This window comes from Rhodococcus sp. P-2 (assembly GCF_016598535.1).
In the GTDB taxonomy this organism is placed as follows: Bacteria; Actinomycetota; Actinomycetes; order Mycobacteriales; family Mycobacteriaceae; genus Rhodococcus_F; species Rhodococcus_F baikonurensis.
In genome coordinates, this window is record NZ_CP066779.1 from 4,463,176 (window position 1) to 4,483,119 (window position 19,944).

At 59.9% G+C, this 19,944-nt stretch carries 21 protein-coding genes; 15 read left to right on the plus strand and 6 right to left on the minus strand.

Annotated features, from left to right (window positions below):
• The first annotated feature begins 47 nt into the window (after positions 1 to 47).
• The 3 genes from I7X09_RS21020 (at position 48) to I7X09_RS21030 (ending at position 3,244) form a co-directional block, all read left to right on the plus strand.
• Positions 48 to 1,025 (plus strand): HAD family hydrolase, encoded by a 978-nt coding sequence (locus tag I7X09_RS21020; protein WP_200317966.1) that lies wholly within the window; start codon positions 48 to 50, stop codon positions 1,023 to 1,025.
• 12 nt (positions 1,026 to 1,037) lie between these two features.
• A complete protein-coding gene (locus I7X09_RS21025) occupies positions 1,038 to 1,907 on the plus strand; it encodes a hypothetical protein (RefSeq protein WP_200313476.1) in 870 nt (289 codons plus the stop codon).
• A gap of 137 nt (positions 1,908 to 2,044) precedes the next feature.
• Positions 2,045 to 3,244: a CaiB/BaiF CoA transferase family protein gene (locus tag I7X09_RS21030; protein ID WP_200313478.1), complete on the plus strand. Its 1,200-nt coding sequence runs from the start codon at positions 2,045 to 2,047 to the stop codon at positions 3,242 to 3,244.
• On the opposite strand, the gene I7X09_RS21035 is transcribed toward I7X09_RS21030, so the two are convergent.
• Positions 3,202 to 3,810, minus strand: a complete 609-nt coding sequence (locus I7X09_RS21035; RefSeq protein ID WP_200313480.1) for a TetR/AcrR family transcriptional regulator — start codon at positions 3,808 to 3,810, stop codon at positions 3,202 to 3,204. The genes I7X09_RS21030 and I7X09_RS21035 overlap by 43 nt on opposite strands.
• A 114-nt stretch (positions 3,811 to 3,924) precedes the next feature.
• Here I7X09_RS21035 and I7X09_RS21040 point away from each other — a divergent pair, with 114 nt between their 5' ends.
• From I7X09_RS21040 to I7X09_RS21060, 5 genes are all read left to right on the plus strand, one after another.
• Positions 3,925 to 5,481, plus strand: a complete 1,557-nt coding sequence (locus tag I7X09_RS21040) for an acyl-CoA synthetase (RefSeq protein ID WP_200313482.1) — start codon at positions 3,925 to 3,927, stop codon at positions 5,479 to 5,481.
• 12 nt (positions 5,482 to 5,493) lie between these two features.
• A complete protein-coding gene (locus I7X09_RS21045) occupies positions 5,494 to 6,684 on the plus strand; it encodes an acyl-CoA dehydrogenase family protein (protein ID WP_200313484.1) in 1,191 nt (396 codons plus the stop codon).
• Positions 6,685 to 6,751: 67 nt separating this feature from the next.
• Complete coding sequence (locus I7X09_RS21050; protein WP_234036652.1) at positions 6,752 to 7,186, plus strand: YidH family protein; 435 nt, start codon at positions 6,752 to 6,754, stop codon at positions 7,184 to 7,186.
• Between the two features lie 364 nt (positions 7,187 to 7,550).
• Entirely contained in the window at positions 7,551 to 8,879 is a 1,329-nt protein-coding gene (locus I7X09_RS21055; protein ID WP_200313486.1) for an MFS transporter, read from the plus strand.
• A gap of 51 nt (positions 8,880 to 8,930) precedes the next feature.
• Positions 8,931 to 10,160: a serine hydrolase domain-containing protein gene (locus I7X09_RS21060; RefSeq protein WP_200313488.1), complete on the plus strand. Its 1,230-nt coding sequence runs from the start codon at positions 8,931 to 8,933 to the stop codon at positions 10,158 to 10,160.
• Between the two features lie 285 nt (positions 10,161 to 10,445).
• Here I7X09_RS21060 and I7X09_RS21065 read toward each other — a convergent pair whose 3' ends face one another.
• Entirely contained in the window at positions 10,446 to 11,822 is a 1,377-nt protein-coding gene (locus I7X09_RS21065) for a WS/DGAT/MGAT family O-acyltransferase (protein WP_200313490.1), read from the minus strand.
• Between the two features lie 280 nt (positions 11,823 to 12,102).
• On the opposite strand from I7X09_RS21065, the gene I7X09_RS21070 reads away from it, so the two are divergent.
• The gene (locus tag I7X09_RS21070; protein ID WP_200313492.1) at positions 12,103 to 12,975 is read left to right on the plus strand and encodes a hypothetical protein; all 873 of its coding nucleotides are present in this window, start codon (positions 12,103 to 12,105) and stop codon (positions 12,973 to 12,975) included.
• 12 nt (positions 12,976 to 12,987) lie between these two features.
• Here I7X09_RS21070 and I7X09_RS21075 read toward each other — a convergent pair whose 3' ends face one another.
• Positions 12,988 to 13,446, minus strand: coding sequence for a MarR family winged helix-turn-helix transcriptional regulator (locus I7X09_RS21075; protein ID WP_200313494.1), 459 nt, complete (start codon positions 13,444 to 13,446; stop codon positions 12,988 to 12,990).
• Positions 13,447 to 13,509: 63 nt separating this feature from the next.
• Here I7X09_RS21075 and I7X09_RS21080 point away from each other — a divergent pair, with 63 nt between their 5' ends.
• Together I7X09_RS21080 and I7X09_RS21085 are read left to right on the plus strand one after the other, a co-directional pair.
• Positions 13,510 to 14,388 carry a haloalkane dehalogenase gene (locus I7X09_RS21080; RefSeq protein WP_200313496.1) on the plus strand — a complete coding sequence of 293 codons (879 nt, stop codon included), beginning with the start codon at positions 13,510 to 13,512 and terminating at the stop codon, positions 14,386 to 14,388.
• A 144-nt stretch (positions 14,389 to 14,532) separates the two neighbouring features.
• Positions 14,533 to 15,171, plus strand: a complete 639-nt coding sequence (locus I7X09_RS21085; RefSeq protein ID WP_200313499.1) for a PAS and ANTAR domain-containing protein — start codon at positions 14,533 to 14,535, stop codon at positions 15,169 to 15,171.
• Positions 15,172 to 15,327: 156 nt separating this feature from the next.
• Here I7X09_RS21085 and I7X09_RS21090 read toward each other — a convergent pair whose 3' ends face one another.
• The gene (locus tag I7X09_RS21090) at positions 15,328 to 15,474 is read right to left on the minus strand and encodes a hypothetical protein (protein WP_166813326.1); all 147 of its coding nucleotides are present in this window, start codon (positions 15,472 to 15,474) and stop codon (positions 15,328 to 15,330) included.
• A gap of 179 nt (positions 15,475 to 15,653) precedes the next feature.
• Between I7X09_RS21090 and I7X09_RS21095 the strand changes: the two genes are divergently transcribed.
• From I7X09_RS21095 to I7X09_RS21110, 4 genes are all read left to right on the plus strand, one after another.
• Complete coding sequence (locus I7X09_RS21095) at positions 15,654 to 16,841, plus strand: zinc-dependent alcohol dehydrogenase (protein WP_124568688.1); 1,188 nt, start codon at positions 15,654 to 15,656, stop codon at positions 16,839 to 16,841.
• A gap of 112 nt (positions 16,842 to 16,953) precedes the next feature.
• Positions 16,954 to 17,481 carry an SRPBCC family protein gene (locus I7X09_RS21100; RefSeq protein WP_166813328.1) on the plus strand — a complete coding sequence of 176 codons (528 nt, stop codon included), beginning with the start codon at positions 16,954 to 16,956 and terminating at the stop codon, positions 17,479 to 17,481.
• A gap of 51 nt (positions 17,482 to 17,532) precedes the next feature.
• Positions 17,533 to 18,120: a TetR/AcrR family transcriptional regulator gene (locus tag I7X09_RS21105; protein WP_166813330.1), complete on the plus strand. Its 588-nt coding sequence runs from the start codon at positions 17,533 to 17,535 to the stop codon at positions 18,118 to 18,120.
• On the plus strand, positions 18,117 to 18,887 hold the full coding sequence (locus I7X09_RS21110; protein WP_095971327.1) for a glucose 1-dehydrogenase: 771 nt from the start codon (positions 18,117 to 18,119) through the stop codon (positions 18,885 to 18,887). The genes I7X09_RS21105 and I7X09_RS21110 overlap by 4 nt, the downstream gene beginning before the upstream one ends.
• A 46-nt stretch (positions 18,888 to 18,933) precedes the next feature.
• Here I7X09_RS21110 and I7X09_RS21115 read toward each other — a convergent pair whose 3' ends face one another.
• Both I7X09_RS21115 and I7X09_RS21120 read right to left on the minus strand, forming a co-directional pair.
• Entirely contained in the window at positions 18,934 to 19,419 is a 486-nt protein-coding gene (locus I7X09_RS21115) for an RNA polymerase subunit sigma (protein WP_200313501.1), read from the minus strand.
• A 51-nt stretch (positions 19,420 to 19,470) separates the two neighbouring features.
• Complete coding sequence (locus I7X09_RS21120) at positions 19,471 to 19,815, minus strand: hypothetical protein (RefSeq protein ID WP_200313503.1); 345 nt, start codon at positions 19,813 to 19,815, stop codon at positions 19,471 to 19,473.
• Between the last annotated feature and the right edge of the window lie 129 nt (positions 19,816 to 19,944).

The window sequence follows — 19,944 nt, forward strand, 5'->3', positions numbered from 1 at the left end:
ATGAGAGTGCCGGGTTTGTCATCACCTCACTGGAAGCCAGGGACCACATGAACAGTCACTTCGTCGAACCCTCCGACTCCGGTAGCCGTGACCCGCTTCCGAGCTGGCAGGACGGCACGGCGAAACACGCCATCCTGCAATTCGTCGAACGCGTGACAGGGGCGGGAAGTCCGGACGAAATCGCACCGGAAGACAGGATCGCGGTCTTCGACAACGACGGAACACTGTGGTGTGAGAAACCGATGCCGATCCAGCTCGACTTCATCTTGCGCCGCCTCGTCGAGATGACCGCCCAGGATCCGACACTCCGCGGTCGTCAACCGTGGCAAGCGGCGTTCGAACAGGACTACGCCTGGTTGAACGATGTGATCTCCAAGCACTATCGAGGCGACGACAGCGCACTGAAGGTGCTCACGGCCGGTGTCCTGGCTGCATTCGCCGAAGTCACGGTCGACGAATTCGAGAACCACGCCGATACCTTCCTGCGCACCGCCTCGCATCCCACACTCGGCCACCAGTATCTGCACTGCAACTATTCGCCCATGGTGCAGTTGCTCGATTACCTTGCAGCCAAGGGATTCTCCAACTACATAGTGTCCGGCGGCGGACGTGACTTCATGCGGCCGATCAGCCAGGAGGTCTACGGCATCCCCCGAGAACGCGTCATCGGCAGCGGCGTGGCACTGACGTGGAAGGACGACGGACACAGCGGCACGATCCTTCGTCAGCCTCAAACGGATGTCGTCGACGACGGGCCGGCCAAGCCCGTCCAGATCTGGAACCGAATCGGTCGACGACCTGTTCTCGCGGCCGGAAACAGCAACGGTGACGTACCTATGTTGAAGTTCGCCGACCACCCGAACATTCCGGCACTTCGCCTTCTCGTGCTCCATGACGATCCGGAACGCGAGTTCGACTACGTGGACGGGGCCGAGCACGCGCTCGACACCTCGCGCACAAACGGGTGGACCGTGGTGAGTATCAGAAACGACTGGAAGACAGTCTTCGAACCACCCGCCGAATGACAGTATGGATACGTGACCCTCGATGATGTCGCCGACGAACTGTACGGCCTCGACCCCGGCGAGTTCGTCGAGGCGCGTACGAAGCATGCGAAGGCTGCGCGGGAGGGCAACGACCGCGCACTGGCCACGGCTATCGGAAAACTTCGAAAGCCGACCACCGTGGGCTGGTTGGTCAATCTCATTTCGCGCGATCTGCCTGAAGAGCTGGAAGCACTTCTCGCGCTTGGTGAATCGTTACGCGACGCCCAGCGACATCTCTCGGGCGCGGACCTGCGCAAACTGACGACACAGAGGCAGCAGGTGGTGCGCAGCCTCGCCCACAAATCCGGTGAGATCGCGGCCTCACGGGGAAAGAGTGTCGGTGAGGATGCATTACGTGATGTCGCGCAGACTCTCAATGCCGCCCTTGCCGACGAGGAGACCGCCGAGTTGGTCCGACTCGGACGAGTTGTGACCGCTGCCAGTTACAGCGGCTTCGGACCGGCGGGACTTGCTGTGGTGAAAGGGAAATCGCAGCAGCACGCCCCGAAGGAACCAGCAGAAGTACCGCAGACTCCGAAGACGAAGACTCCGGATGTCGAGGCCGAACGTGCCAGGGTAAAAGCAGAATTGAAGGAAGCCAGGGCAGGCGTCGAGAAGGTCCGACGACGGGTCAAGGCCGAGACCGCCCAGCTCGAGGATGCCAGGTCGAAGCTGTCCGACCTCGACCGTCGCATCGAGGAACTCCGCGCCGATCTCGAACACGCAGAACAGGAACGACAGTTCGCCGAGAACACCGAGAAGGCTGCCGGCGTCGCGGTTCGGGAATCCGAGGAGGAACTTCGTGAGGCCGAGCGCCGGGTCGAAGAGGCAGAAGTTAGTCTCGACGCGACCAGTTCATAGACATACTGTCCATTAATCGATACGATGACTTTTATTGACCATTTGGTCATCCTGAAATCGAGTAGCTACCGACGACGCCGAACCGATGAGGGTTTGGCGTTACCCCAAACTGCTTCAACAGCTTTCGGAGTGTGAAAATGAACGGCGCCAACGACACCGAATGGAGTTTCTTACACGGCAAGCGGGTCCTTGATCTTTCACGGCTTCTCCCTGGCCCGTTCGCGACGACTCTGCTAGCGGATTTGGGCGCCGACGTGATCAAGGTCGAAGACCCCAGCCGACCCGATCCCACACGGGAAACCGGCGGACGGATGGCCTCGTTGAACAGAAACAAACGATCGATCGCGCTCGATCTTCGCATCGAAACCGATCGCGAGACGTTCCTTCGACTGGTCGAAACCGCAGATGCAGTGGTCGAAGGATTCCGACCTCAAGTACTGGCGAGCATGGGACTCGGCTATGACATTCTCCGAAAAATGAACCCCCGCATCGTATTATGCTCAATCAGCGGATACGGCCAGTCCGGGCCCTATGCCGATAAGCCAGGACACGAATTGAACTTTCTCGGCCTTTCCGGCTTCTTCGCAGTTCCCGGAGGCCTCGACGGAACCGTCACACGCCCAGGCATCCGGGCCGGCGACATGGTGGGCTCGATGTACGCCGCACTTTCGATCGCCGTGGCACTCGCGAGCGTGGACAAGCACGGACATGGCCAACACATCGACGTCTCCCTCGCCGAGGCCGCAACCGCCTGGTGCGCGCCTTTTGCGCTCATGATCCGCGACATCGGAAATCCCACTGATTCGCCAACCATCCAGGGCGACAACGATATTTTCGAAACTTCCGATGGGCGCTTACTATCTCTCGCGACTTTCGAAGACAAGTTTTGGATCGAATTCCGCACAGCACTCGGTGACAAATTTCCGACGTCGAGCGCGGAACGCTTCGATCAACGATGGCGGCGAACTCTACACAAGGCCGAGGTTCGGAAAATCTTGGTAGCAACCTTCGCCGCACAGACGTACGGGTGGTGGTCAGACTTGTTGACCACGATAAATGCCCCGTGGGCACCAGTGTTCACCGACGCGGACCAACTGATGAGCGATCCCCATGTCGTCGCTCGCGAACTATTCAGCGAGATTTCGGACGACGACGGTGAAACCTGGCCCCAGATGAGATTCCCGGCGCAGTTCAGCTTGGGACTGAACACTTTTCGGCTACCGATGCCGCAGGTCGGCGAGCACACCGAGGCGATACTCGGTGAACTCGCCACTGCGATGCACGGCGAGAACAGCTATTCGGATTTCACCTCGCCGTCGAAGCCCGAAGACCAATAGCGTCCTCGCAACGAGAGTTCGAGCAGCATCTCGGTCACTTCTTCAGGGGTAAGTGGTGGTGGGTCGGACTCGAGCCACCATTGCAGGATTGCGATCTGTTCGCCCACCCACGCCCTCGAGAGAACTTCGATGTCGATTCGCGGGGTTGCCCCGAGTGCTTCCGCCCGCGCGGAGAATATCCGCATTGCCGCAGCGCTACGGTTCTCTACGAACTTTCGCAGCGCTTTGCCGTCACCCTCACCGCGCAGAATTACGCGATAGACGTCGCGCTCCTCGGCCGCGTGTCGGAACATCTCGAGCACCGGCTTACCGGTGAAACCAACGGACGACGCAGGTACGAGTGGGCGGAGTCGCACTTCCAGATCCGCACTCAAATCGGAAACAACCTGCCCGAGCAGGTCGTCTTTGTCGGTGTAGTGGCTGTAGAAGGTCGCTCGACCCAGATCTGCGCGATCCGTGATGTCCTCGACCGTAATACCTGCATACCCCCGTTCCAGAACTAGCGAGACCAACGCATCCCGTAGCAGTCTTCGGGTTCGTCGCACCCGTCTGTCTTCTGGAGGCACTGGCTCCCCTTCCTTCGTCACTGTCATCCACAGCATAGATCAACATTGACAGGGCGATCGAATATAGACAAACTGTCCAATAACATTCACGATGTCGAAACCCTTGGAGTATTCATGAACCTAGGTACCTACCTCGCCCGGAGCGCCAGCTTCTACCCGGATGTCGAAGCACTTGTCTGTGATGAAGATCGCTGGACATACAGCGAACTCGATACAGCCACAAACCGTCTCGCGTCCGCCCTCGCACGGACCGGCGCAAAGCCCGGGCACATGATCGGAACCTTTTCCGCAAACTGTGGAGAACTGGTTGTGACCGAAATGGCCTTGTGCAAAGGAGGATTCGTCAGGGTACCGATCAACGCACGGCTAGGTGCCGACGAGCTCGCGCATATCCTCACTGATGCCGACGTCCGTGTCCTCTTCGTCGATGCCTCCCACGCGGACATGGCACTGAAGGTTGTCACCGAGGCCGGATTAGACTGCCAGGTGTTCGACTACGGCGCTGCTACGCTTGGCACCGACAGTTATCTGGATCTGCTGGCATCGGGCAGCACAGACAACGTCGAGGTAGACGTCGACATCGACGCCCCTGCTGTCCTGAACTACACATCGGGATCCACCGGCAAGCTCAAAGCAGCGGTCCAAAGTCAGGGCAATCGCTTGGCCAATATGCGCAAGCGCCTGATGAGCCCTGAAGGCGCCCCGACAGTAGGTGATCGCTACCTCGCACCTGGTCCCATCACGCATGCATCTGGCATGGTGATGCTGGGAATGTTCGCAAGGGGTGCAACCGTCGTGGTCCTTCCGTCGTGGAATGCGGAGACCTTCTTGCGAACCATTGAACGGGAGTCCATCACCACCACTCTGGTAGTGCCCACGATGCTGAACCTGTTGATGGATCATCCGTCGGTTACAGAAATCGATACGAGTTCGCTGCGCTGCATCGGGGTAGGTGCTGCGCCTGTCTCTCCACAACGCCTTCGAGATGCGGTAAAGCTGTTCGGCCCGGTCGTCATCCAGGGCTACGGACTTGGCGAGACAACCAGCGTCATAACAGTTTTGACTGCCGAGGACATTGTCCGCGGAATCGAATCCGATCCTGAACTGCTGCTCTCGTGCGGACGGCCAGCGTACGACACCGACGTTCGCGTGGTCGATGACAACGGTGAACAGGTCGAGGCGGGAGTGATCGGTGAGATCGTGGCCAAGGGACCTGACTGCGTCCGCGAGTATTTTCGGGAGCCCGAGTTGTCCGCTGAGACATTCCGAAACGGTTGGGTCCACACCGGCGACGTCGGCTATTTCCGCAAGGACGGTTACCTCTTCATCGTCGACCGCAAGAAGGACATGATCATCTCGGGTGGATTCAACATCTACTGCAGTGAGGTAGAAGCAGCCTTGTACGAACACACAGCTGTTGCCGAAGCGTGCATTGTGGGCGTTCCGGACCCGAAGTGGGGGGAAGCGGTCAAAGCCGTTGTCGTCCTCCGGAGCGGAAGTAAAACCACAGCAATGGAATTGATCGATCATTGCGGAAGCAGGCTTGCCAGCATGAAGAAACCCCGATCCGTCGATTTCGTCGATTCGTTACCGGTCAATCGAAACGGCAAAGTCGACCGCCGAGCCATCCGCGCAACGTATTGGACCACCGCTGACCGCCACGTCAACTGACAGGAATCAGACATGCCATTCGCTCTCACCCCGAGCTACGAAGACAATCCCCGACTTCAATCGCTGATCGACAACCTCCGCAACTACTTGAACGGTGAACTCGCCGAGTACGAGACAAAGCTGGGACTCACGCAGGAATCTCACTACACACGCGAGATGCTGGAGCCGGTATGGAGGCGTTGCCGCGAACTCGGCTTCTACGGCATCCACCTGCCAACCGAACTCGGTGGCCAGAACCTCACCTACACCGAACTCGCGGCGCTCAAGGAAGAGGTCGGCGCATCGCCGCGGGTCCTCTCGATGTCGGTGCTGGGTGACATGGGCGGCCCGCTGCGTGCAGGGTCGATCTTTCAATACGCCACTGAATACCAGTTGGAAAAGTACTTGTTGCCAGTGCTCCGCGGCGAGAAGGCATGCTGCTTCTCCCTCACCGAGAACGATGCAGGTTCAGATGTCCGCGGCATGCTCACAACGGCCACTCCCGACGGTGTCGGATGGCGACTGAACGGCCACAAGGTGTTCTCGTCCGCAGGTCCGTTTGCCGACTTCTCGGTCCTGATCGCAAAGATGGCATCCGACAGCGAGGACGACGGTCCAGATTCGTACTCGGCCTTCCTGATCGACCTCGATTCTCCCGGCTGCACCGTCGCCGACGGTGACGTCCCGATGTCCGGGCAGCACATTGAAGCGGACATCATTCTCGACGACTGCTATGTCGGTCCGGAACAGCTACTCGGAAGCCTCGGCGAAGGCCTGCGGATCGGACTGGGGCGAGTCACGGTCAACCGACTCCTGCACTGCCCGACTGCCCTCGGCGGAGCGCGTCGGGCATTGGAATTATCGTTGGAGTACAGCAAGACTCGACAAGTTCAGGGCGCGCCCCTCGCAATGTTGCAGTCAATTCAACACAAACTCGCCGACATGGCAACCGACTACTATGCTGCGCGCTCAATGACGTACGACGCACTGGCCGCACTCGATGCTGGACGGCGCCCGCGAATCGAAGCCTTCATGTGCAAACTTTTTGTCGCGGAAAAGGCCTTCGCCATCGCAGACCACGCAGTTCAGATTCATGGCAAGTCCGGTGTCGTACGTGGCTCGGAGATCGAATCACTGTTTCAACGGCTGCGCATGTTCCGAATCCTCACTGGATCATCCGAGATCCAAAAGAACGGCATCGCTCGTCAATTACTCACCTCCTGAACATCATCGAGAGGGATCAAGTCCTTTCCCTGCCCGCCAGGCCCTCACTCATTCGAGGTGAGGCCCGGTGGGCACTCGATGTTTCAGAGGTAACCACCGTGATCGATCACGAGCCGGAATACAGATTCAGTCTCGCGACGAGCGAACATTTCTCGCATGGATCCGAACTGAGTTGGGCTTGCAGGCCGACGGCATCGCAGTCGACCAGTTCTTCATATCCGAGAACGAGAACAACCTGCATATTCTGCTCGGAATGATCTGCGCTGTCATGGCGTCGGCCATAGTCCTCGGCGCCCACAGACACTGGGAGGCCACCCAAACCGCGATGCGGCGCGACCACCCCCTACCAAAGTCACCGATGATCCCGCTGGTGGTCGGCGGAGTCTGTCTCATTACGGGCCTCAGCATCGGAATGACCGTGCTGCGACGGACCATGAACGTCCGGGGTTGCAACCCGCGCGAACGGTGCTCGCCTGGCGACTCTCTGCCCTCTCCTAATTGACGGCGTCGATGATCGCAATCCGCGAGATCGTCCTGAGCCGATCCGCCCTATCGATCGCCGTGTTCACCTCCCTTCTCGTTACTACGGTCGCCATCACCGTGGGTGCAGTGATCCGAATTCATCGATTCATGTTGAATGCCAATGACTCTCGAGGAATGCCGCTAGCCGTGATGACAACGGTGGCGACTGGCGTGACGATCGCGGGACTCGGCACTTGCGCGGTCCTCAAACTTTGAAACAAAGATAGACATGATGTTTATTTATGTATATTCTCTCCATTAATGCTCGCTGTGACTTAGTACACAGCCGATCGTCACGCACAGTTCCTCCGCAGGTGATGGTCGGCGCTTTTCGAGAGGGAATCATGACCACAGAAGTTGCGTCACCTACCAAGTTTCAGCGCGGTCGGCGAGGAAAAAATCTCGCTCTCCTGACCGGCTCGACGGCAATGGACAACGCCGAGAGCAGCATGACGTCTGTGATGTTCCCACTGATGCGCGAAGCGATGGGATTGTCTTCGGCTGCACTCGGCACGATTGTCGCCGTTTCCAAAGCAGTCGGCGTCTTCACAGCCATACCCTGGGCGTTTCTTGCCCGTCGCTATTCCCGCAAGTCGGTACTCGCCGTTTGTTCGGGGTTCTGGGGCATCTGGGTCATTCTCGCAGGATTGTCCAGCAATTTCACTCAGTTCCTCGTGTTGTACGCGATCGGCGCCGCAGGCTTTGCCGGCGCCGGCGCCATCGCACTATCTATCCTCGGCGATCTCTACGAGGATTCTCGACGCGGTCGAGCAACCGGATTGGTGTACGGAGGAGTTGCCATAATCACGGGCGTAAGCGCTCCCGTATTCGGGTTGTTGTCCCGATTCGAAGACGGATGGCGCTACGGCTACATCACTACCGGGGGGATCTGCATCGTCATCGGTGTCCTGATCATGATATTCCTCGACGATCCCAAGCCTACCGACGAGAATCCCCAGCCTACCGTTGACCAACTCGGCACCAAAGCAAAGCTCTGGCGCGCGGGGATACGAGAACTCCTCGCGATCAAGACGTTCCGGTACATTCTGATCCAACGTATCTTCTCCGGCCAGAACGTCATCATGAGCTTCAGCATCGTGTTTCTCGTCGAGGAGCATGGATTTACGACCACTACGGCGTCGATCATCGCTCCGCCCTTCGCAATCGGTTATCTCGCGGGCACTTTCGTCGGGGGTCGAGTCAACGATGCAGTCCATGTAATGCGACCACGCAGCGGACGCATCCTCATGCTGCAGGCCAGCCAACTGGGATTTGCCCTTGCCGCATTAGTCGCTACGCAAATCTCCTGGAACAGCATCGGTGTTTACGCGGCTGTATTCGCAATCGTCGGCGTCCTTCAGGGTCAGGTGCCTGTGGTCAACCGTCCTATCATCATGGCGGTGGTTCCTCCGGAACTTCGAGCACTTGCCTTCGCGGTTTCCCTCTCAACCGTCGAAGCCCTTGCGTACGCCGGCTACGCATTTCTCGTCGGAATCCTAGGTGACAGAATCGGATTGCAAGGTGCGCTCTTCATCGTCACAGTCGTATTGACTGCCGTCAACGGGGTCGCGTCGGGCGCCTTGTATCGTCCGTACGCCCGCGACAGCGCGTCCTTGCTGACCGCGTCCGTCAATCCTCTGAGCGATCAGAATGCGCACTCCGAGATCAGGTGATTTCGCTCCCCACCGCACGAACTCGACAATCAACATGGAAGAAGACCTTTGATGACACGAAACATCGCGACGGACGACCTTCGCTGGGCACGCGGGTTCACCGACCCGGCCGACGTGCGGCAACAGGCCACGACGATACGAGAGTTGGTTCCGACCCGCCGGGTGTGGCGTGGCGACGGACCCAGATGGAACCCGCCGACCGACTACACCGACTTGTCCGGCATCACTCTGAACCTTCCGGATCAGCCGGAACAGTCTTTGTCCGAGTTCCTGGCGGCCGCGCATAGCGACGGCATCGCCGTATGGCATCGCGGCCGCATGGTGTACGAGAGCTTCCTGCACGGATGCAAGGCGCACGAACCGCACCTGAATGCATCGATGGCGAAATCCTACGTTGGATTGATGGCCGCACTCGTCGAAGCACAAGGATTATTCAGTCGCGACGATCCGGCGTCGAAGTTCATTCCCGAGTTGGCAGGAACTGCGTTCGGAGACAACCGGATTCAAGACCTCCTCCACATGGGACTTGATGTGACTTACGGAGGTCGGCCCTTCCATCGCACAATCGAAGCCAGCCGATTCTGGGCCGTTGTCGCTCCGAACCTGCGCCCCGCGAACTACCGTGGTCCGGAGACGATTCTCGAGCACCTGGCCACTGCGCAGCCCGCAGGCCCAACGGGCGTCGAATTCCGCTATGAGAACGGCAATGTCGAAGCAGTAGGCGAAGTATTGCGCCGCGTGACCGGGACGTCTCTCGCCGAACTGCTCAGCGAACTGGTCTGGTCTCGGATCGGAGCGGAGGAAGATGCGTTCTACATAGTCGACTCGGCCGGAACAGAAATGGCGGCCGGCGGATTCAGTGCAACCTTACGAGACGTGGCTAGAGTGGGTGAGATGATCCGTTGTGACGGTGCCGTCGGAGATCGCCAGGTGATCCCACCCGACATCGCGCAATCCATGACCGCGGGCGTGCCCGCAGGTTATCCCTCGGAGGTCAGAAGCCCACGCGCACCTATCGACGTCCCCGCGACGATGAGTTACCACGACTACTGGTGGATCCTCAACGACCCGTTCGGATCGTCCATGGCAAGCGGAATCCACGGTCAGAGACTCTTGATCTCGCGCAACCTGGAATTGGTCGTCGCGCATTTCGGAGCGCACATTCTTTCTCCTGCTTTAGACACCCCGGACTTCGTACCCGCGTTCCTTCAGATCGGCACTCATCTGGCGTCGACTTCTCGCGGCGAGATCACTGACAACCGAGGTCTCACACGCATATAGCGCGCGACAGACTTGCGGTCCCCAGCTCATGCCGACTCGGCTCACCACCGGGCGGAGACCGAGATCGGCGAGTAGGCCGAAGCGAGAAGGTACTCAATGGTGCAGAGCGCCGGGTCGACGAAGCAGAATAGGGCCTCGACGATGCGGACTGAGTTGTACGTTCGGAGCATCGACATCCGCCGGCGGGCGCGGGCGTTCAGAACTCGCCAGGGGATGCCGTTTTCCGCGATACTCCAACTAGTGAACATGCACGATCTCGACGTCTGAATGCCCGAATGGAATCGATCAGCCTGCGGCGGCTTCGAGTTCACTCAGTGATTCCTCGAGGTGGCCCAGGAGTCGCTGCAGGTGCGGCACATTGCGGCGGCAGCCGACGAGCCCGAACTGCATGGTGTCCGCGTAGCCGATGACGGTGATGTTCATTGCCTGCCCGTCCAGCGGAATCGATGCCGGATAGCAACTCTCGAGCTTCGCACCGTTCCAGTATCGCGTCGTCGTCGGACCGGGGACGTTGGAAATCACCAGGTTGAACACCGGACGCCCAGTGATCAATCGGGAGGAACCAGGGATCAGCGGTAGCCCGAGACCGGCAACGTTCAACGCGCTCAGCGCCGTGATCTGAAGGGGCGTCAGGCCTGACATCAGGGACTTGGCGCTACTCATCGAGTCGTGAATTCTCTGAAGTCGGGCCGCCGGATCCGCCAATTCGGTTGCCAGATCACACAACACCGCACCTACGGCATTGCCGGAAGCCTCACCCTCTTCGCCTTTACGAAGAGATACCGGCACCATCGCGATCAATGGCTTGTCCGGCAACGCATCCAGTTCGATCAGGTATCGCCGCAACGCGCCGGCGCACATTGCCAACACCGCATCGTTGAGAGTCACGTCTGCAACGCAGCTGACCTTGCGCAGGCGCTCGATCGGCCACGACTGCGCCGCGACACGCCTCGCTCCGGTGATCGGGACGTTGAAGATCGATTTCGGAGCAGCAAACGGCAACGGTGCGACGTGGTCCTTCACTGCCGAGGCAGCCGCGTTGACTATCGCTGGGCCCACCCCGACCACATCTTGCACGGTCTCGATCACGGAGCCCACCCGCCTTTGCAGGTCCAGCCCGCGATTGGCCCGGACCCGCCCCGAAGAAGGTCGCTGCGCCCACGGAGGCATCGAATGTCGATCGAGCGGATCCGACGAGAGGCTGCGGTACCACGCCTGAACAGCAGACACACCATCCATGAGCGCATGGTGCGTCTTCATGTACACGGCAACTCGGCCGTCGGCGAGACCTTCGATCACGTACGCCTCCCACAGCGGCCGATGCCGATCGAGCAGCGTGCCGTGGAGCATCGAGGTCAACTCCAACAATTCGCGGACTCGACCCGGTTTGGGCAGTGCGAGCAACCGCACGTGATATTCGAGATCGACGTCCTGGTCCTCCGTCCAACGCACCGGCGCGAAGTTCGACAAGAACTGCACCGGCTTGCGGCGGAACAGGGGGCGAATCGAGTCGACATCGGTGAGCGAACGGTAGAGCGACCTGGCGAATTCGCCGTCATCCCCCTCCGGCGGAACGAACAGAGACAGGCCACCGACGTGCATGGGGTGCTCCCGCGACTCCATCAGCAGGAACATCGAGTCGAGCGGCAGCATCAGCGTCATGTCGATCCGTTCTCTCGGGCAGCTGTCCGGAGTACCGATCAGCCGCTGTTCGACAAAGTTACTCGCCCTGACTTCGCACATTGGCGATTCGCGAGTTAGTGATGAGACACGGAGCACTGCAACAAATTTCAAAGCACATGACCACAGGTAGTAACGGAGCCGATCGCACTAATACTTTTGTCGGAATTTTTGCAAATTGTCTGTACATCCAAGTCACACGTGACTACCGTCACTTATCATCGCAAATCCGACTGGTCGGTTGCCTTCGAAGGAGAAATACATGTCCAGACGTCCAACGTCGCGTGCGCTTTCCGGCGCGCTCGCCACCGCAACTGTGCTCGCCACCGTCACAGCAGCGGGAACCTTGTCAGCAGGTATTGCCGGAGCCGCCCCGGCAGCGGACATTCCATTCGGCGGTTGGAGCTCCTGTCCGATCGACAATCCCGAGACCAGCACCTGCATGGACGTCACAGTCACCGGCGGCAACATGAAGATCGGCAAGCTCTCGGTCGGCATTCCCGCGGGGGCGATGCGCATCGCAGGCGGAGTTGCCTACCGAGAAAATCCGGAGGCCGAATTCGGATTCGACCAAGTATTCATCCCGCCGAACGACAACAGTCGAGGGATCTACGCCGAACCCATCGAGATCCCAGGCGGCGCACTCGGAATCGATCTACCCTTCGACAATCTCTTCGGACTGAACAAGGCCTCGGCCACCGTCGAGTCGACGTCTGCACTTCCCACCGTGGATGCATTTCAGCTTGGCGTGAAGCTACCCGTCAAACTGAAGATCGCGAACCCTCTCCTCGGCGGCAAATGCTACCTGGGCTCGGACAACAACCCTGTCCAGCTCAACTTGGATGTGACCGAATACGGCGCCCTCGAAGAGGTTCCAGGATTCCCGGATACTGCAGTGGTTCGAAACACCGGGCACACCGGACAGCCCTTCACGGTCCCGACAGCGTCCGGGTGCGGCCCGTTCGGCGTTCTGAATCCAATCGTCAACTGGCGCGCCGGGCTTCCATCGTCCACCACGTCAAACTCCCTCACCACGACGAGCGACGTCTACAACATCGGCGCCGACAGCCTCAGGCCCCAGTCGGCCGGCTCACCTGAACCCGCCGCCGTCATCGCCGAACGTAACGCCAGGTAAGTAGTTCGGACTTCATTCATCTCCGGCTTCGGTGGCGTCGAGCAATGCACCGAGGGCGCGGTGAAGTTCGGCAAGCTCACGTCCACCGGCTTCCGTCAGCACGCGAGTATTCTCCGCATCCAATTCGCGGACAATGCCTTTGGCGAGCACGATGACTCGCCCTCCCTCGTCACTGAGATCGAGGCGAACGGCGCGCCCATCGCGGTCGTCGCGTTCGCTGACGACAAATCCCCCCTTCTCCAAAGCTCGCACGAGCTTGGATATGTAGATTCGCTGCAACCCTGTGTGCGTGGCGAGTTCCCGCTGGCTGGGCCTCTCCCCCGCACTCACCAAACCGTGCAGGGACGCAAGCACCGAATACTGGGCGTGAGTCAACCCGAGATGCGCAATCGCTCTGTCAACCCCCGCCCGCCAGCGCAAGGCAAGATGCCACACCAGCGAGCCAGTCGTCCATGTTTGTCGATCTTGCATGCATATAGAGTACATGGCTACTATCTCAATATAGAGTATACGGAAACTATTTGAGGAGTCGCAATGGCCGCAATTTCCGTGCTCGACTCGACCATGGCTTACAACTCGTGCGGCGCAGGCACCCCCTTCGTGCTGATCCACGGGAACCCCACATCGTCACACTTGTGGCGAAAGATACTGCCAGACATAGGAAATCTCGGCCATGCACTCGCTCCGGACCTCATCGGCATGGGGGCTTCCGGCAAACCGGCCATCGACTACGGTTTCCTCGACTCCGCCCGCTACCTCGATGCATGGTTCGACGAGATGAAGATCGACGACGTCATACTCGTCGGGCACGACTGGGGTGGAGCACTCGCTCTCGACTGGGCCGCCCGCCACCCCGATCGCGTCCGAGGTGTGGCCTTCTTCGAAACGATCCTCCGTCCGATGACCTGGGACGAACACTTCCCGGGAGACGCACGAGCGCGGGTTGAAGCGCTGAGGGCCCCGGGCACCGGCGAAACGAAGGTGCTCGACGAGAATTTCTTTCTCGAAATTGCGCTTCACAGAACAGTTCTCGGAGCTCTACCCGAAACAGATGCTGACGCCTATCGCGCCCCTTACCCGTCACCCGAGAGTCGCCGACCCCTTCTCGCGTGGCCACGATCCTTCCCCCTCGAGGGAACTCCCGCCGAAGTGACGGCACGCGTGTCGGCGTACAGCCAATGGCTTGCCACAAGCAGCGAGGTACCCAAACTCCTTCTCACCTTCAGCGGCCCAGCCGAACTGCTCATGATCGGACCGGACGAAGTCGCGTGGTGCCGATCGAACATCACCAACCTCGAGGTGACTCAGTGCGGTCCCGCCGGGCATCTTGCCCCCGAGGATCAGCCAGGAGCAATCACCGCGGCGCTCACCGAATGGACACAGCGGCATCGTCTCAGCCCACGAGTGACGTAAGACCGACACCGACACCGACCCGCACAGCTAGCGTCCAGACCTCGCTCCGAAATGTGGGACCGACACCACGTCCGCCGGATTTGTCCGATATAACTATCTGGCGAGTACGCCGGTTGGGACGAGGTCGAGAACGAGGGGGCGTGTGTGGTGAACGAGGACGGGTTGGGGCGGACTTCCGAATCGGGGGCTCCACACCGAGTGGGTGGGTTTCTCTATCACCGCAACGGCGACCGTTGGGAGTGGTCAGCCGAAGTTGCGCGAATTCACGGTTACGAACCAGACCAGGTAGCTCCGACGACGGAATTGATGCTCTCGCACAAGCATCCGGACGATCGAAGACACGTTGCTCAGACACTGCATGCCATCCGCACTTCAGGCGGCCCGTTCAGCAGCCGACACCGCATCATCGACACTGCCGGAGACACTCACTCGGTAATCGTCGTCGGCGACAGCATCGTGGACGAGTCAGGGGATGTGATCGGTAGCTCCGGCTTCTACATCGACGTCACCGAAACCCTCGACAGCACCGTGAAGGCATCCGTCGACGAACTAGTCAACGAAATCGCCACGTCCCGCGGAGTCATCGAGCAAGCCAAAGGCATGCTCATGGTGATCTACGGCATTTCAGCCGATCGTGCCTTCGATATTCTCGTGTGGCGTTCCCAAGAGACCAACGTGAAACTCAGGGATGTTGCCGAGCAGTTGATCGTTCGCGCGCTGGACGACTTCCGGGTCCCGACGCTTCTGCGTACCCGGTTCGATCACTTGCTGCTGCAGGGTTGAATCACTAACGGGTTGAGGGATCTGCAGGGTCGAGGGATCTGCTTGAGGCGGTTCCCGTGGCTGGCTGCTCAACCTCGAGGAACCTCGCCCGCATTGATTCCGGGACGGTCCGATGCGGCCTATCCCCGTTGTTACCCAACACCGGGTAAAAGGAAACTACTCCTGGTCAGACTTTTTGTCGGAGGAGTCCTCGACCAGTTCAGGTGCTTGTTCTCGCGTTGCCATTCCGCCGTCGCCGCCCTTGTCCACGGGCCCTGGGTGCCCACCCTTGGGCGACTGGTCGTTGTCGTCTTTGTCGGTCATACGATTGTCCTCATCATCTCGTGGTCCAGGTCCTGGAGCCGGCGCAAAGACCGGGACCCAGCTCCATCTCAATCTAACGCGCTCAGGACTTCTCGCAACCCTCACCGATTTTGTTTGCATTTCAGTGCTTTCGGGCAGGTGAGTGCGAACAGCAGTTCCACGATGAGAGGTCGATTCCAGTGCGCGCAGTGACTTGGCAAGGCAAACGGAAAGTAAGCGTCGATACGGTTCCGGACCCCACGATCGTCGAACCCACCGACGCGATCATCAAGGTCACCACGACGAACATCTGCGGGTCCGATCTGCACCTGTACGAGACCTTGGGTGCGTTCATGAATGCGGGCGACATTCTCGGTCACGAACCGATGGGCATCGTCGAAGAAGTCGGGTCGGAGATCACGAACCTCGAGATAGGCGATCGCGTCGTGATCCCGTTCCAGATCTCGTGTGGCAACTGTTTCATGTGCGATTCGAGCCTCTACACACAGTGTGAGACGACTCAGGTCCGCGATCAGGGAACCGGCGCAGCGTTGTTCGGATTCTCCGAACTGTACGGATCGGTGCCAGGTGGTCAGGCTGAATACCTACGAGTGCCGCAAGCACACTTCACACACATCAAAGTTCCCGAAGGTCCCGCGGATTCGCGCTTCGTCTACCTCTCCGATGTGCTGCCCACAGCCTGGCAGTCGGTCGAATACGCCGACATCCCGCCGGGTGGGTCCGTGACAATCCTCGGTCTCGGACCGATCGGTGACATGGCGGCTCGCATCGCCCACCACAAGGGATTTCGGGTAATCGGCGTGGACCGTGTACCCGAACGCCTTGCACGCCTTGCCGAACGTGGGATCGAAACCCTCAATCTCGACGACTACGGCAGCAAGATCGGCGACGCCGTCAGGAATGCGACGAACGGCCGTGGAACCGACTCGGTCATCGATGCTGTCGGCATGGAAGCGCACGGGTCTCCGATCGGAAAGCTCGCGCAGCAGTTCGTCGGACTTCTCCCCGATGTTCTAGCCGCGCCTGCGATGCGTAACGCAGGAATCGATCGCCTCGGTGCTGTCTATTCAGCCATCGACATCGTTCGGCGCGGTGGAACCGTTTCTCTGATCGGTGTTTACGGCGGCATGGTTGACCCACTGCCGCTGATGACCATGTTCGACAAGCAGATTCAGCTCAGGATGGGCCAGGCGAATGTCAAGAAGTGGGTAGACGACATCATGCCCCTGCTCACTGACGACGACCCACTCGGCGTCGACAGCTTTTCCACTCATCAGCTGCCGCTCGATCAGGCGCCACACGCCTACGAGATCTTCCAGAAGAAACAGGAAGGAGCGGTCAAGATCCAACTGAAACCGCACCTGTAGTCCAACTCCGATCAGCTCGACGGGTTCATGCGCCGCTGCGCATCTTGTTCGCGAAACCACCGATCGTCATACTCACCTCACACACGCTCGACAGAAAGAAACTGAAACCGAAATGGCTCGCGTACTTACCGTCTCCGACAGCGTCGTCGTCAATGCCGACGCGCTCTCCCTCTACGAGCTCATCAGCGATCCCACTCGTATGGGTGCCTGGAGTCCCGAAAACTTGGGCGCGACCTTGCGAGGAGATCGCGAAAGCGCATTCCTGGGTATGGAGTTCGACGGACATAACAAACGTGGGCGCGCACAGTGGACCACGAGATGCACAGTCACCGCTGCCGACGCCGGAAAGCTCTTCGAGTTCCGCGTTCACAAGATAGGCCTCTCCACGCCGCGGATTCCTGCCGCCATCGCAACCTGGCAGTTCCGATTCTCGCCGGTGCCCGGCGGAACGCGAGTTACCGAAACGTGGACCGACGACAGGCGCGGCTGGCCGGACCTTGCGGCCGAGTTGTTCGACAAGGTTGCCACCGGTGGAAAGACGTTCGCCGACTTTCAGCGCGGCAACATCCGCAAGACGCTGCTGAACTTCAAGAGCGCCGTTGAGCAGGAAGTATCCGGCGTCGAAGGCAGCACCGGCTGACCAACTACAACCATATATGGCAGTTTCTGCCACTTTTGGTACAGTGCGGATATGGCAACAGCCCGCCGCACCGCACTACTTCTCCGCGTCTCGCAGAGTTGTGCTGCCGCTTTCGTCGAACGCGGCGACACTTCGACGACAATCGCCGAACTCGCCGAGCGTGCGGAAATCTCCGAGCGCACGTTCTACCGCTGCTTCGCCACCAAAGAGGAGAGCATCTGGCCGATGCTCGACGACGGCAACCGGAGCCTCGCCGCCGCACTCGGTGAGCAGCCACGCGATTCGGGACTTGCGCCGGCTGTCCGGAACGCCTTCGTCGCCTCGGTCGGCGAGTCTTTCGAGGCCATGACACGGTCACTGATGCCGATCATCTTCAGTGACGCTGCACTCCGGAGAGTCTGGGAGTCAGCGACTTTCGAGACGATGGAACTCATTCGCCCCGAAGTGGCCCGGCTGATCGATCGGCCGGAAACCTCGCTCGACACCACCGCAGCTGCGGGTCAGGCGACGCTCGCGGTGGTCGCAGCACTACGGGAAATGGCAGACCACCGAACCCCGGCGCCCGCGGCAATCAACCGCGCACTCGACGCGTTTTCGACATCGTATCTCTCACATCCAACTGGTAAGGAACAATCATGACTCAGGATCTCTCCGGAAAAACCGTACTCGTCACCGGCGGCGCACGCGGCCTGGGTGAGGCGTTTGCGCGCGGCATCGTCGCGGGTAACGGCCGCGTCGTCATCGGCGACCTACTCGACGACGACGGTCGAGCAGTAGCCGAATCTCTCGGCGACGCAGCGCGTTACGTTCATCTCGACGTCACCGACCCAGGGTCGTGGAAGTCTGCCGTCGAGTTCACCGTGTCCGAGTTCGGCGCCATCAACGGTCTGGTCAACAACGCCGGGATCTCCGCGTCCGGCCAGACGGTCGCCGATGAGCCCCTCGAAACGTTCCAGCGGATCATCCAGATCAACCTCGTGTCCGTACACACCGGCATCCACACGGTGGTCCCGTTCATGAAGGCAGCAGGCGGCGGATCCATCGTGAACATCTCCTCGGCTGCCGGCCTGATGGGCATGGCTCTGACCAGCGGGTACGGTGCGGCCAAGTGGGGCGTGCGTGGACTGAGCAAGATCGCTGCCGTCGAACTCGGTCGCGACAAGATCCGAGTCAACTCGGTTCACCCCGGCATGGTCTTGACACCCATGACTGCACCGACGGGCATCAGCCTCGAAGAAGGCGCATTCCCCAACAATCCGTATCGACGCGTCGGTCGCCCGGAGGAGTTGGTCGGTGCAGTCACCTACCTGCTTTCCGACGATGCTTCGTACACAACAGGTTCCGAGATCGCCGTCGACGGCGGTTGGACTGCGGGACCGTCGATCGAGTACATCGCCGGCCAGTAACGCAGAGTTCTGTTCGCTCCTCGTCTTCTGACACACGCCGGGCACCTCATATCGGCGTCAATATTTCCCTGATTGCATTCGCGGAGGGCAACTTTCGCAGTCGCTGCAGCGCTCGATGCAGGTCGAGTGACACCTCGTCCGTCGTACGGGCAAGCGATGTTGCGGTCGCCTCGGTGCCGAGGCCGACGATCAGACGCAGAACCAGGACATCGCGTTCGACAACCGGAAGGGCCGTTGGCGATGCAAGCGGCCCGCCACTGAACCCGTCGGATGCCGCCCGGGCAATCGCGACGCTCGTTCTCGCATACAGCAACCGCAGGAAAGGCTGATTCAACTCCGATCCGTCGCGCACTGCCTCGAGAACGGCGAGGCACGAGGCATCCGCGGCGGAGTCGGAGACAGTCCGATCAAGCTCGGCGCGGCACCGCAGCACAACCATCGGACGAAACGCCGCGTACAAATCGGCCATGGCTTCATTGCTACCGCTCCGTGCCGCGGCGGCCAACACCTCGAGCGCGCCTTCCTGCAACATGGGCTTACATTCTCTCTGTCTCGAAACGAAATTCGTCGTGCAGACGACCGATCAGCTGGAACCGAACAGTCCGGCAAAGGGGTTCACTGTCGGCGCGGGTGCCGGACCTTGCCCGCCTTGCCATTGATTCTGGTTGCCCTGATTCCAGTCGTTGCCCTGATTCCAGTTATCACCCTGGTTCCAGCCGCCGTTTCCACCATGGTCCCAATCGTGCGAGTGATCGCCACCCTGATCTCCGTACCAACTGTTATCAGTCTGCGTTACATCATGATTCACCGTATCCGCCGAGGCCGGCGCGGCGAGCACGGCTATCGGTACCGTCAAGACCGCACCCGTCACTGCGAGCTTGGCCCAGAAGTGCTTCTTACGTTGTTCCGGTGTGAATAGTCGAGCCATGATCGATCCCTTCTCCGAAGATTTCTCCAGACTCTCTCTGGCTGTCCCGAACGGGGCACACACCAGTGAAGTCCTGCATCCTGGCCGTCCACTGGCACTACCCTGGCAGATGCCTGGCAGGACTTACTT